Annotated in this window: 11 protein-coding genes; 4 read left to right on the top strand and 7 right to left on the bottom strand. The window is 66.8% G+C overall.

All coding sequences use genetic code 11. The features are described 5' to 3' along the window. Positions 1–42 precede the first annotated feature (42 nt). The 6 genes from HV783_RS09190 to coq7 all read right to left on the bottom strand — a co-directional run bounded on the left by HV783_RS09190 (position 43) and on the right by coq7 (position 7,595). Complete coding sequence (locus tag HV783_RS09190) at positions 43–1,188, bottom strand: glycosyltransferase family 4 protein (RefSeq protein ID WP_054500667.1); 1,146 nt, start codon at positions 1,186–1,188, stop codon at positions 43–45. Continuing rightward, positions 1,189–2,538 (bottom strand): murein biosynthesis integral membrane protein MurJ, encoded by a 1,350-nt coding sequence (murJ, locus tag HV783_RS09185; RefSeq protein WP_054500666.1) that lies wholly within the window; start codon positions 2,536–2,538, stop codon positions 1,189–1,191. A 1-nt stretch (position 2,539) separates the two neighbouring features. After that, entirely contained in the window at positions 2,540–3,565 is a 1,026-nt protein-coding gene (locus HV783_RS09180; RefSeq protein ID WP_116793788.1) for an SDR family oxidoreductase, read from the bottom strand. Positions 3,566–3,577: 12 nt separating this feature from the next. Further along, positions 3,578–4,855 (bottom strand): Vi polysaccharide biosynthesis UDP-N-acetylglucosamine C-6 dehydrogenase TviB, encoded by a 1,278-nt coding sequence (tviB, locus tag HV783_RS09175; RefSeq protein WP_116793789.1) that lies wholly within the window; start codon positions 4,853–4,855, stop codon positions 3,578–3,580. Between the two features lie 99 nt (positions 4,856–4,954). Further along, positions 4,955–6,058, bottom strand: a complete 1,104-nt coding sequence (locus tag HV783_RS09170) for an MraY family glycosyltransferase (RefSeq protein WP_054500664.1) — start codon at positions 6,056–6,058, stop codon at positions 4,955–4,957. 859 nt (positions 6,059–6,917) lie between these two features. Beyond that, positions 6,918–7,595 (bottom strand): 2-polyprenyl-3-methyl-6-methoxy-1,4-benzoquinone monooxygenase, encoded by a 678-nt coding sequence (gene coq7 / locus HV783_RS09165; protein ID WP_054500663.1) that lies wholly within the window; start codon positions 7,593–7,595, stop codon positions 6,918–6,920. A 114-nt stretch (positions 7,596–7,709) separates the two neighbouring features. Between coq7 and HV783_RS09160 the strand changes: the two genes are divergently transcribed. The 4 genes from HV783_RS09160 (at position 7,710) to HV783_RS09145 (ending at position 12,246) form a co-directional block, all read left to right on the top strand. Further along, positions 7,710–8,153: an OsmC family protein gene (locus tag HV783_RS09160; RefSeq protein WP_054500662.1), complete on the top strand. Its 444-nt coding sequence runs from the start codon at positions 7,710–7,712 to the stop codon at positions 8,151–8,153. 47 nt (positions 8,154–8,200) lie between these two features. After that, a complete protein-coding gene (locus tag HV783_RS09155; protein ID WP_054500661.1) occupies positions 8,201–9,172 on the top strand; it encodes a thymidylate synthase in 972 nt (323 codons plus the stop codon). Positions 9,173–9,570: 398 nt separating this feature from the next. Beyond that, on the top strand, positions 9,571–11,634 hold the full coding sequence (locus HV783_RS09150) for a putative bifunctional diguanylate cyclase/phosphodiesterase (RefSeq protein WP_175189024.1): 2,064 nt from the start codon (positions 9,571–9,573) through the stop codon (positions 11,632–11,634). Positions 11,635–11,760: 126 nt separating this feature from the next. After that, positions 11,761–12,246 carry a dihydrofolate reductase gene (locus HV783_RS09145; RefSeq protein ID WP_064528587.1) on the top strand — a complete coding sequence of 162 codons (486 nt, stop codon included), beginning with the start codon at positions 11,761–11,763 and terminating at the stop codon, positions 12,244–12,246. Positions 12,247–12,327: 81 nt separating this feature from the next. Here the strand turns inward: HV783_RS09145 and HV783_RS09140 are convergent, their stop codons facing one another. Further along, positions 12,328–13,746 carry an aminotransferase-like domain-containing protein gene (locus HV783_RS09140; protein WP_049076217.1) on the bottom strand — a complete coding sequence of 473 codons (1,419 nt, stop codon included), beginning with the start codon at positions 13,744–13,746 and terminating at the stop codon, positions 12,328–12,330. Positions 13,747–13,843 lie beyond the last annotated feature (97 nt).

The raw sequence follows: 13,843 nt of genomic DNA, 5'->3' as shown, positions 1-13,843 counted from the left end.
TCAGGTTCTCGTGGTCACCGCAGCAACGGTGTCGCGCGCGGCCTAGCGGGCCGATCCGCGCACACCGTCAAAAAGTTCTTTCCATTGGCCCAGCACCCGCTCGGCGGAGAAACGCTCGCGCACCGCCGTGGCCGCTTCGGCCATGCGCTGGCGCAAGGCCTCGTCGCCCATCACCGCATCCAGCTCGCGGCACAGCGCGTCGACGTCGCCATTGGGCCGCACCAGCACGCCGTCGACCCCTTCGCGCACGATCTCGCGTGGTCCGGTATCGCAATCGAACGCCACCGCGGCCAGGCCGCTCGCCATCGATTCCAGCAAGGTATTGGACAGCCCCTCGAAGCGCGACGTCAGCACGTACAGGTCGGCGCTCTGGTACCAATCGCCCACGTTGCCCGCGCGTCCCGGCAGGCTGACGCGCTCCTGCAAGCCGGCCTCGCGCACCTGCGCTTCCAGGGCGCGGCGCTCGTCGCCTTCGCCCAGGATAACCAGATCCCAGTCCGGATGCGACGGGGCCAGCCGGGCATAGGCGCGCAGCAACAGGTCAAAGCCCTTGTCGGCATGCAGCCGCCCCACCGCCAGCAGGCGCTTGCGGCCGTCGCCCGCAGGCGGCGTCAGCGCCGGTTCGCCCTTGGGCAATGGCCAATGCACCGGATTCGGAATCACCGCCAGCCGCGAGCCCGGCACGTGCTGTTCGATCCATTGCGCGGTGCCGCGCGTCAGGGCCACCACGCGCGCGGCGCGCGGATAGGTCAGGCGGCGCAGGCGTTGCCAGAAGCCCGACAGGGTCTGCGACGGCGGATGGGTGTGTTCGGTGGCGATGACGCGGCACGACAGGCCGGCGCACGCCAGCACGGACAGCACCGACGCCGTGGTCATCATGCCGAGCACGATGTCGGGCCGGAATGCCTTGATCACGCGCCGCAGCGCGCGCACGCGCTGCACATTGCTCCAGATGCCGCGCAGGCCGCCGCCCTCGCCCGCTGTGTGCAGCACCTCGCGCCGCACCTTCGGATGCAGCGTGTAGACGTCGCCGTCGGCGCTCGCCTGCGTCACCACCATGACCTCGCGGCCCATGCCGGCCCAATGCGCGCTCAGGTCGGCGGCGACCCGCTCGGCGCCCCCGCCATGCAACGAATGGATGAACAGCAGCACGCGCAACGGGCGACCGGACTCGGGAGCGGCGGACATTCAGGCGGCCTCTTTGGGTTCGGCGCGGCGCAGGGCCACCACCAGATAGCAGGCATAGGACAGCACGTACATCAGGCTGGTGGCCAGCATGATGCCCGCGGCGCCCATCTTCGGCGCCAGCACCGTATTGAGCGCGGCTTTCAACGCGAAATTGCCGACCGCGATGGCGGCCATGATGCGATAGCGGTTCTGGCTGGCCAGCAACTGCACCAGGATCAGCACGCCGAAATAGAACGGCAACTGCAACAGGCCCCAGCGCAGCACATGCGCCACGGCCGCGGTATTCTCGGCGGTGAAGGCGCCGCGCTGGAACAGCACCGACACGCCCCAGGGCGCGAGCACCCAGCCGATCGCCACGGCGAGGCCGCCGGCCGCCACCATCAGCACCGACCATTTCAGCGCCATGCCGCGCGCGCGCGCCGTGTCGCCACGCGCCTGCACGTCGGCCAGCACCGGCAGCGCCGCGCGTCCGACCGACACCGCGCCGATCCCCAGCAGCAGCGACAGCAACCGGCTGGCGTAGCCCAGCGTGGCGTTGGCATTGGCGCCCAGGTTGGCCGCGGCATATTGATCCAGCGGACCGACGAAGCTCATGGCCACCTGCCCGATCAGCATCACACCGGCCGCGCTCATCAGTTCGGGCCAGTGCGGCGAACGCAGGGTCAGCCTGGGCGCGCCCCAGAAGCCGCCGTCGGCGCGCGCGGCCAGCCAGGCCAGCCAGGCGGTCTGGATCGCATAGCCCACCAGCGTGCCCCATAGCAGCGGCCCCACGCTTTCGGCGCTGGCCGCCAGCATCACCCACGCCAGGGTCGCCACCGCCGGCACGCTGTCCAGCAGCGTGTTGACGTGGCGCTCATGCGCGCGCAGGCGCGCCGCGCTGATACCCGCGATCAGCAATAATGCCGCCACGGGCGCGAAGGCCAGCAACAGTTCGCCCGTCATGTCGCGGACCCGGGCCGAGAGCCCCTGGCCCAGCGCGCCCACCACTTGCGGCCAGGCGAACCAGGTCAGCGCGGCCAGCGCGATGCCCGCGGCCGCCACCCAGCCCTGCAGCTCACGGATGAATTGCTCGCGTTCGGCGTCCTCGGCGCGGCGCAGCCGCACCAGCACCGGAATCAGCACCACCGACAGCACGCCCACGATCGTGACCGGCAGCCAGGTGGCCATCGTCATCGAGAACTGATAGGCGTCCACGGCGTCGCTGACGCCGTAGCGGTACGCCACCGCCATCTCCTTGATGGCGCCGGCGGCCTTGCCCAGCAGCAGGAACACCGCCACCCGGAACGCACCTTTGAAAATGCGTTGGTGGTCCGGGTGGATGCTGCCGAGTTTGCGGACGAGTGCTTTCAAATCAACGCAGGAATTGCGTGTACCAGGGCATCGCCACTTCCAGGCCCTGCAGCACGGTGTGCGTGGGCTGGTAGCCGAGCAGGCGGCCGGCCTTGCTGACGTCGGCCTGCGAGTGGCGCACGTCGCCCGCGCGGAAGTCGGCGTAGACGGGCTGCTTACCGTAAGTCACGCCCTGGTTGGCCAACGCCTGCACGAGGAATTCAAACAACTGGTTCAGGGTACTGCGACCGCTGACGGCCACGTTATAGACCTGATTACGGCCCTCGGCCGGCGCCATTGCGGCGAGGATGTTGGCCTGCACCGCGTTGTCGACGAAGCAGAAGTCGCGGCTGGTTTCACCGTCGCCGTTGATGGTGACGTCCTCGCCCTGGATCATCGCCGCCGTCCACTTGGGAATGACCGCCGCATACGCGCCGTTGGGATCCTGGCGCTTTCCGAACACGTTGAAGTAGCGCAGGCCCACGGTCTCAAAGCCGTAGGAACGCGCGAACACATCGGCGTACAGTTCATTGACGAACTTGGTGACGGCGTAGGGAGACAGCGGTTTGCCGATATTCTCCTCGACCTTTGGCAGGGCCGGATGGTCGCCATAGGTCGAACTGGAGGCCGCATACACGAACGATTTCACGCCGGCATCACGGGCCGCCACCAGCATGTTCAAGAAACCACCGATATTCACGTCGTTGGTGGTAATCGGGTCCTTGAGTGAACGCGGCACCGAACCCAGCGCCGCCTGATGCAGCACGAAGTCCACGCCTTGCACCGCGCGACGGCACGCATCCAGGTCGCGGATGTCGCCTTCGATGAAGGTCAGGCGCGCCCATTGTTCAGGCGTGACTGAGGCCTTCACTTCATCCAGGTTGTGCTGGTGTCCGGTGGCAAAGTTGTCCAGACCGGTGACAGTCTGGTCCAGCTTCAGCAGGGCTTCCAGCAGGTTGGAGCCAATGAAGCCAGCGCAGCCTGTCACCAGCCATTTGCGCGGCACTGCGGCCAGTTCCTGGGTGACGGTCTCGAAGCGTGTGGTCATGCAACGTCCTCCTTACAGGCGCAAATCGGATTCGGCAGGCGACAACACGTACTTCAGGTCATAAAGAATGTGTTCCGGCTTGCCCAGCTTGCGGATGCCGGCGGCACCCAAGTCTGCAAATTGGTGATGTGCGACACCCAGGATCACGGCGTCGTACTTGCCTTCTTCGAGTTTGGCGACCGGCGTGATGCCGTATTCGTGCACGGCTTCTTCCGCGTCGACCCACGGGTCGTACACGTCCACCTCCACGTTGTAGTCGCCCAACTCCTTGACGATATCGACGATGCGGGTGTTGCGCAGGTCCGGGCAGTTTTCCTTGAAGGCCAGACCCATCACCAGCACACGCGCGCCCTGCACGTGGATGCGGCGCTTGGTCATGGCCTTGACCAGTTGCGACACCACGTAGCTGCCCATCGAGTCGTTCAGGCGGCGACCCGCCAGGATGATCTCGGGGTGGTAGCCGATCGACTGCGCCTTGTGCGTCAGGTAGTACGGATCCACGCCGATGCAGTGGCCGCCCACCAGGCCCGGACGGAACGGCAGGAAGTTCCACTTCGTACCGGCCGCTTGCAGCACGGCCTCGGTGTCGATGCCCATCTTGTTGAAGATCAGCGCCAGCTCGTTGATCAGCGCGATGTTGACGTCGCGCTGGGTGTTCTCGATCACCTTGGCAGCCTCGGCCACACGGATGCTGGACGCCTTGTGGGTGCCAGCGGTAATGATCTGCTTGTAGAGCTGGTCCACCAGCTCTGCCACTTCCGGCGTCGATCCCGACGTGACTTTTTTGATGGTGCTGACGCGGTGTGCCTTGTCGCCCGGGTTGATGCGTTCGGGGCTGTAGCCGGCATAGAAGTCGACGTTGAACTTCAGGCCCGACACACGCTCGAGGACGGGCACGCAGTCTTCCTCGGTAGCGCCGGGGTAGACGGTCGATTCGTAGATGACGATGTCGCCGCGCTTGAGCACCGCGCCGATGGTTTCGCTGGCCTTGACCAGCGGGGTCAGGTCGGGCTGCTTGTACTCGTCGATCGGCGTGGGCACGGTAACGATGAACACGTTGGCCTGCCCCAGTTCGGCGCGGTCGGCGGTATAGGTCAGTTGCTTGGCTTCGGCCAGTTCGGCGTCGCTGACTTCCAGCGTGTGGTCATGCCCGGCCTTCAGGGCGTCGATCCGGCGCGTGTTGATATCGAAACCGATGACAGAGCGCTTCTTGCCGAATTCCACCGCCAGCGGCAGACCGACATAGCCGAGGCCGACGACCGCGAGCTTCACATCCTGAATACGCAACATAACTCTCCCTTCGCCGTAAAACGATTACGGCATTCTAAATAATATGGTCGGGTGACGAATGACAGGGTCCCCGACGGTGGTCGCCGGGGCACCCAATATTTAATCGGCTCGCAGGACGGAGGGCAACAGCAACCACCCCGGACGGCGCCACGACACCAGTCGCGCATACAGCCAGATATAGACGCTGGCGAACACCACCAGGCTGGCGCTGAGCGCCCAGGCGTTGTCCCACCAGATGGTGGCGGGCACCAGGCCAATCAGGGCCAGCACCCACATGTAGGGCGAGGCCAACGCATTGCACAGCGCCGGCACCGCATGGCGGCGGCCGCGGCTGAAGGTCACGCGCACCAGGCGGCGGAACACCAATTGATGCAGGTGCAAGGCATCCGGTTGGTCCACCGGCACGCCGCGCTTGAAGCGGCGGCGCCAGATGGAAAAGCCGGTTTCGAATACGGGGTAGAACAACACCGCCAGCGCGTAGAACGGCGACACCGAAGGGTTGCGCACCACCAGCAGCACGGCCAGCTCGGCCAGCATGAAACCCAGGAAGTACGCGCCGCCATCGCCCAGGAAGACGCGGCCGAACGGGAAGTTCCAGACCAGGAATCCCAGCGTGGCCGAAGCCAGCGCCGCGGCAATCAGGAAGATCGGCACATCGCCAACCTGCAGCGCGACCAGGCTGATGGACACCGCCATCAGCGTCGCGACCATGCCGGCCAGGCCGTTCATGCCGTCGACGATGTTCAGGGCGTGGGTACAGCCGCCCACCGCGAACATGGTGAACACCAGGGAAACAGGCCAGTACGAGAGGACATAATCCACCGGGGCCATGCCGACGCGGCTGACGCCACCCAGCAGCCACCACGCGATCGCAGCGGACAGGAAAGCCGCGAGCAGACGCTTGCTGGCGCCGATGTCCTTGGTGATGTCTTCGAGCAGGCCCGCCACGAACACGGGCAGCGCCGACACGAACAGGGCCGGCCACAACCAGGTCAGGGTCATGTTGTCGGGCCCGAGCACCAACAGGCCCAGGAGCGTGCCGGCCAGCACGGCCAGGCCGCCGACGCGGGGCGTGGCGCGCGAATGATTCGCTTGCGGCTTGTTGAGATCGCTGTCGCCGGTGAAGGCGCCATGCCAGCGCTCCGACGCCACGATGAGTCCCCCCACCATGAACGCGACCACGCATATGTACAGCCAGGTCACAGGGTCACCTCTGGTTGGTCTATCGAGACAGGCCGGCCATTATCAATGGCAGGTGTAACGCCCATATATGGGAGGGATAAGGAAGTGCAAATCACCGGGACAGAACGTAACGTCCGCAACCCCGACCCGGATACGTGCGGGCATCCCCGGTTCGCGGGAGATGCGGCAACGCGGCGGGCAGCGCGCGGAAATACGGATTTCATGCAGTAATTGTAGAGCTTTCCGCCTCCGCACACGCGAAATATCCAAGGGAAAACGCGGAGGGCGCCCAGGCATGATCGCGGCGCTTGCGCCTCGACTCGTCCGATGCGGATGGTCGGCAGCGGGCTTAAATGGGGACGCATTGATTCGGCTTAAAAAAAAGCCCGAGATCGTGAGATCTCGGGCTAAATCCACCAAAGGAGGAGGGTGGAGGAGACAACCGTGGCATGTTGGGAGCGGCTTTCACTCGCTGCGCTGTCGGGGTTCATTTTGCTTGGGTCTTGCTTTTGAACCGCGCCGACTGCGTTTCAACATCCGATGAGATGCATAGTATCGGGTTTTTTTGTGCGATGCAAGAATTTTTTTGAGCTCTGCGCACTGCACCATTTCACGTTGCATTTTTGCCGCAAACTCCTCGGCCGTCGCCCGCAAAGCCGCATACAGCAATGACCTCCAAAAACGAAGGGTTATTGCCGAAGGGGTAAACCCCGTACGGACTTACCCTAGCTGATTCCGGGTATTCCCGGCCTATGCCTTGCACCGGAAAGGTGCATGCGGCACCAATATGCTGCAATTATTGCGCATCGCAACATTTTCATGCCCCATGGGCAGGCATGCGGGCGCTGGCGGCGTCCGCCCCGGATGCCGGGCGTCGCGGTCAGACCCAATAGGCGGTCGTCGTCATGACCTTGGACATTGCCCGCATCGCGGCCTTGACCGGACCGGGCAGCGGCACGCCGCCCGCCGCCTCGGCACTGGCGCGGTGCTGCGCCTCGTCATCCTTCATCTTCTGCACGATCTGGCGCGAGCGGGTGTCCTGCTCCGGCAGGGTGCGCAGGTGCCCTTCCAGATGCGCCTCGACCTGCTTTTCGGTTTCGGCCATGAAGCCCAGGTTGCGCGGCGCGCCCGCATAGCCGGCCAGCAGCCCCAGCGCGAACGAGCCTGCGTACCAGACCGGATTGAGCAGGCTGGGACGGCTGCCCAGCTCCGTCAGGCGCTGGTTGCACCAGACCAGATGATCGACTTCCTCGCCGGCGGCTTCGAGCAGCAAGGCGCGCGGGCCGGGTTCACGGCACACCGCCGCCTGCCCGCGGTACAGCGCCTGGGCGCAGACTTCGCCCACGTGGTTGACCCGCATCAGCCCGGCCGCGTGGCGCTTTTCCTGCGCCGACAGGGTGTCCGGCGCCTCCTCGGCCGTGGCCGGATTGGCGCGGCCGGCGCTGGCGCTGCCGGACAGCACGCGCAGCGCCCGGTCGGCTTCCGCCAACAGCGCATCCAGCGGATTGGAACGACGCAGGAAGGCGGCGGGACCGGATTGGGGCAAGGTGGGGGACATGGACGGCTCCTGAATTTCCCGCACACCCCTGATGCGGGGCGGGGCTCTCATGCGGAATTGTACGCAACGGGTATCATCAGCCATTGACTGCGCTCAAGCACAAGGACCTGACAAATGGAATGCACGATCGACTGGGGCGGCCCCAACGGCATGCTCTTCACCGCCAGCACCGGCAGCGGCCACGTGGCCGTGATGGACGGCGCGGTGGACGGCGGCGGCCACAACCTGGCGCCCCGCCCCATGGAAATGCTGCTGGCCGGCACCGGCGGCTGCACCGCCTATGACGTCGTGCTGATCCTCAAGCGCGGCCGCCATGCCGTAACCGGCTGTAGCGTCAAGCTGCAGGCCGACCGCGCCGACGTCGACCCCAAGGTGTTCACGCGCATCCACTTCGCCTTCACCGTCACCGGCCGCAACCTGCCGCGCGCGGCGGTCGAGCGCGCCGTGCAGTTGTCGCACGAGAAATACTGCTCGGCCTCGGCCATGCTCGAAAAGACCGCCGAACTGACCTTCTCGGTGGAGATCGTCGATACCCAGGAAGCCCCCGCGGCGGCCTGACGCGGCCCGTTGCCGACGCCACCTCAGCCTTTTCAGATTCTGTACCCATGAAACAATACCTGGACCTCGTTCAAGCCATCCTGGACACCGGCGCGTGGCAGGAAAATCGGACGGGCATACGCACGCTGAGCATGCCGGGCGCCTCGCTGCGCTTCGACCTGCAGCAGGGCTTTCCGGCCGTGACCACCAAGAAGCTGGCCTTCAAGTCCGCCATCGGCGAGATGGTCGGCTTCCTGCGGGGCGTGCGCAGCGCGGCGCAATTCCGCGAACTGGGTTGCAAGGTCTGGGACCAGAACGCCAACGAAAACGCGCAATGGCTGGCCAATCCGTACCGCGAGGGCCCGGACGACCTGGGCCCGGTCTACGGCGTGCAGTGGCGCCAGTGGCCGGCGTACAAGGTGCTGGACGCGGACCGCGCCGGCCAGGTCGATGACGCCCTGGCGCGCGGCTACACCAAGGTGGCCGACCTGCAGGACGGCGGCGTATCCAGGGTGCTGCTCTATAAAGCGGTGGACCAGTTGCGCCAGTGCCTGGATACCATCCACGAGCGTCCGGGCGACCGCCGCATCCTGTTCCACGGCTGGAACTGGGCGCAGATCGAGGAAATGGCGTTGCCGCCCTGCCACCTGCTCTATCAGTTCCTGCCTAACGCGACCACCCGCGAAATCTCGCTGTGCCTGTACATCCGTTCCAACGATGTCGGGCTGGGCACGCCGTTCAACCTGACCGAGGGCGCGGCGCTGCTGCACCTGGTGGGCCGGCTCACCGGTTACACGCCCCGCTGGTTCACCTATTTCATCGGCGACGCGCATATCTACGAGAACCATCTGCCGATGCTGCGCGAGCAACTGACCCGCACGCCGCACGAAGCGCCGCGGCTGGTGCTGTCCGACCGCATCCCCGATTTCGCCCAGACGGGCCGCTACGAGCCGGAATGGCTCGAAAAGGTCGAGCCGGGCGATTTTTCGCTGCAGGGCTACACCCACCACGCTCCGCTGACGGCGCCCATGGCGGTCTGAGAGCGGCGAACGGCATTCGCACACCGGCCAAAGGCCGGGCGCGCAGGCGCCGGGCGCGCCCTCTCGCGCAGGTGAAGATTGGTGAGCTTCTGGAGGCGCGTTTTCGGTATAACCCATCCCTTAGCCTCGGACGCGCGGCAAGCAAGCCCTGCGCGTCTTGGTTTCTGAACGGCCCATGTCGCGCCGTGCCTGCCACTCGCCGCGTAGCCGGGCAAGCCGCCCGGCCTCGCCGACCGCCTGCAGTGCAGCGCCGCACCCCCCATCCAGACTAGTGAGTACGTAAATCGCCAGCGTCGACAGCAGGATCCTCTTGCGGCTCGTTTGCAACTGTTGACTACTAATTGATTTGAATTGAGGCCGGCGCGGCGGCTGTATGCGCTCAGGACAGGACCCCAAAAATGCTCGTTGGAACATATAACCCTTCGCTCGTCCTCGTATCCCTAGGGGTCGCCATCCTGGCGTCATACACGGCGCTGGGCATGGCCAACCGCGTCCGGGCCGCGAACGGACTGCCGGCGGCGCGTTACTGGCTGGCGGGCGGCGCGCTCGCCATGGGCATCGGCATCTGGTCCATGCACTTCGTCGGCATGCTGGCGTTCAACCTGCCGATCCCGATGGGCTACGACCTGCCGCTGACGCTCCTGTCGCTGGCGATCGCCATCGGCTGCTCCGCCTTCGCGCTGTGGATCGTCTGCAAGGACGACCTGCCCTGGCGCCGGCTGATCGTGGGCGCCCTGCCGATGGGCGCCGGCATCGCCGCCATGCACTATATCGGCATGGCCGCCATGCGCATGATGCCGGGCATCGTCTACGACCCTGCCTGGTTCGCGCTGTCCATCGCCATCGCGGTGGCCGCGTCGGGCGCCGCCCTCTGGATCACCTACCGCCTGCGCCATGACGGCCCGCGGGTGGCGCTGTCGCGGCCATTGGCGGCGGTGGTCATGGGGCTGGCTATCGTCGGCATGCACTACACGGGCATGAAGGCCGCCGGCTTTCCGGCCGACAGCATCTGCATGGCGGCGAACACCGGCATCTCGGCCGGCTGGCTGGCCATCGCGGTCACCGCCGTGACCTTGAGCGTGCTCGCCATCGCCCTGGTGGTGGCGGTGCTGGACAACCGCCTGGAAGCCCGCACCTCGGCGCTGGCCTCGTCGCTGGCCGAGGCCAACGAAGAACTGGTGCAACTGGCGCTGCACGATACCCTGACCAAGCTGCCCAACCGCATCCTGCTGGAGGACCGCCTGGAACAAGCGATCGAGAGTGCCAGCCGCCGCAAGGGCTACTTCGCGGTGCTGTTCTTCGACCTGGACGGTTTCAAGGCGGTCAATGACGCCTACGGTCACCACACCGGCGACGCCCTGCTGATCGACCTGGCCCAGCGCATCCGCCAGACGCTGCGCACCCACGACACCGTGGCGCGGCTCGGTGGCGACGAATTCATCGTGCTCAGCGAAGTGGTGGAACCAACCGACGCCGCCAACGTGGCGGACCGCCTGATCGAGGCGATCGCCCGCCCTGTCATGGTGTACGGCCATGAAGTGCTGGTGACTTCCAGCGTCGGCATCGCCATCTACCCCAACGACGGCGAGGACACCCACGCCCTGCTGACCAACGCCGACGCAGCGATGTACCACGCCAAGCGCCTGGGCGGCACCGGCTACAGCTTCTTCGAGCCGTCGATGAACGCCGACGCGCACGAGCAGATCGAACTGCTGCACGACCTGCGCCTGGCGCAGGAACGGGGCCAGTTCGTGCTGCACTACCAACCCAAGTACGAGGCGCCCGCCGGGCCTATCATGGGCGCCGAGGCGCTGCTGCGCTGGAACCACCCGACCCGCGGCCTGGTGGGTCCCGACCAGTTCATTCCGACGGCGGAAAAAACCGGGCTGATCCTGTCGATCGGCGAATGGGTCATCAACGAAGCCTGCCGCCAGATGCGCCAGTGGATCGATGCCGGCCAGGGCCACTGGACCATCGCCGTCAACATCTCGGCGCTGCAGTTCGCCCATTCCGGCCTGGTCGAGACCGTGCGCACCGCGCTGGCGCGGCACGACGTGCCGCCCTCCTGCCTGACGCTGGAAGTGACCGAATCGACCGCGATGCGCGACGCCGAGGCCAGCCTGACGGTGCTCAAGCGCCTGTCCGGCCTGGGCGTGACCATCTCGATCGACGATTTCGGCACCGGCTACTCCAGCCTGCTGTACCTGAAGCGCCTGCCCGCCACCGAACTGAAGATCGACCGCGGCTTCGTCAACCAGTTGGACAACGACAATGAGGACGCCGCCATCATCTCGGCGATCGTCGCGCTGGGGCAACAACTGAACCTGCGCATCGTGGCCGAAGGCGTGGAAACCACCGCGCAGCAGAAATTCCTGACGGGCCTGGGCTGCGATTCGCTGCAGGGCTTCCTGCTGGGCAAGCCGATGCCCGCCGACGAATTCCTGGAACACGCCTCAAGCTGAGCCGACGCGGACGCCCCGCTGCGACGCGGCGGATCTACCCGCCGCCCGCCCCTGCCGGCCAGATTTGCTACGCTTGGGGTCTTCCCGCCGGCCACGCCGGCTCCCCTTCCGAGCGCCCGCCCCCGCATGTCCGCCCGCCTGACCCTGATCGTCGCCTATTCCACCAACCGCGCCATCGGCCGCGACAATGCCCTGCCCTGGAAACTGCCGGGCGACCTGGCGCACTTCAAGCGCAGCACCCTGGGCCATCCCATCATCATGGGCCGCAAGACCTGGGACTCGCTGGGCCGCCCCCTGCCCGGCCGCGCCAACATCGTCATCAGCCGCAACCCCGTCTTCGAGGCCGCGGGCGCCACCGTGGTGCCGACGCTGGAGGCCGCCGTCGCCGCCTGCGGCGACAGCGCAGAGGCTTTCGTCATCGGCGGCGCGCAGATCTACACGCAGGCCCTGCCGCAGGCCAGCCGCATCCTGGCCACCGAAGTCCATGCCGAAGTCGAGGGCGACGCCTTTTTCCCGCTGCTGCCCGGCTTCCAGTGGCGCGAAACCGCGCGCCAGGCGCAGCCCGAGGAAAACGGCTACCGCTACGATTTCGTGACGTACGAACGCGCCTGAACCCGCCCTGGGGATGACCGCGGCCGGCGCGGCCGGCGCCGCCGCCGCGCCCGGCGGCATCGCAACGCCCGGCCGCAATGGCTACGCCGCGCCCTCGTTGCGCATGAAGCGCCACAGCGCCGGCGCTTCCGAATACGCCACGTTGAAACGCACCCACGGCGTATCGGCCTCGTCGGCCTCGAAATACGACCCCGGCGCCAGCCAGATGCCGTCCTTCAGCGCCAGCCCCGCCAGGCCGTTGGCGCCGCGCTCGCGCCATTGCCCGGCCACCTTGGCCCACAGGAACAGGCCCGCCTGGGGCCGCGCGTAGATCTCGAAACCATGCTGCGCCATCAACCCGGCCACCGTCGCGTGCGCCTGGGCCAGCCGTTCGCGGGTGCGCTCGATGTGCGCCCGGTAGCGGCCCTCGCGGATGACCTGGTGCACGATGCGTTCCATGATCTCCGGCGAGGTCAGTCCCACCGCCATCTTGGTGCGCGCGATATCGCGCGCCAGGTCGCGGTGCGCCACCACGTAACCGACCCGCACCGACGGGCTGATGACCTTGGAATAGCCGCCCAGGTAGACCACACGGCGGCCGCCATCGAGCGCCGCCAGCATGGGCGTGACGCCGGGCGCCAGTTCGCGGGAAATGTCGTCCTCGACCACCCACAGCCCGTGGCGCTCGGCCAGTTGCAGGATGCGGAAGGCGTTGGCCATGCTGATGCTGGCGCCGGACGGGTTCTGCAGGGCGGTGTTGACGAACAGCGCGCGCGGCCGGTGCTGCGACGCGGCCTGCTCCAGCGCCTCGCAATCCAGGCCATCCAGCGTGCGCGCCACCGGCACCACCCGCAGCCCGGCCAACCGCAGCATCTGCAACAGGTTGGCGTAGGCCGGCTGCTCGACCAGCACGGTGTCGCCCGGCCGCAGCAGCGTGCGGATCACCATGTCGAGTCCGTGCGTCACGCCCTGGGTCAGCAGCACCTGCGACACTTCCACCTCCATGCCCTGCGCGCTGAGCGTGGCGGCGATGGTCTCGCGCAGCGGCGCGTAGCCATAGGGATGGCCGTAGTTGGCGATGCGCATGGCCGGCACCCGGCCCATGTGGCGCAGCGCCATGTGCAGCCCCTCTTCATTGAGCCACTCGCCCGGCAGCCAGCCGCAGCCCGACTTGATGGGAATGGAGTGGTCCGCGAAGATGTCCGACAGCAGCCAGGCCGCGTTCAGCCGCGGCGGCTCCCAGGACTGCGGCTCGCCCCGGCGCGGCGGCGCGTCGGGCGAGGCCACGCGATAGCCGGCGCCGGGGCGCGCCGCCAGCCAGCCCAGTGATACCAGGCGGTTATAGGCGCTGGCCACGGTGAAGGTGCTGACCTGGTACTGGCGCGCGAAGTCGCGCACCGAGGGTAGGGACATACCCGGACGCAGCTCCTGCGCCTCGATGGCGCGCAGCACGGCGGCCACGAGCTGGTCCACCAGGGTTGGCGCCTGCCCCCGGGCACGCACGGGCTGGAAGTCGATCACGGCGCTATGCTATCTGTACAGTTGTCATGCTTGCAACTATACAGTTAGCCCGGTTTGCGCGGATTGTATATTTTCATTCCTCGCCGGACGTACCAGA

It is taken from the genome of Achromobacter dolens (assembly GCF_902859745.1).
Taxonomy (GTDB): Bacteria; Pseudomonadota; Gammaproteobacteria; order Burkholderiales; family Burkholderiaceae_B; genus Achromobacter; species Achromobacter dolens.
Note: the sequence above shows the minus strand (reverse complement) of the source record. Positions and strands in the feature narration are given on the sequence as shown.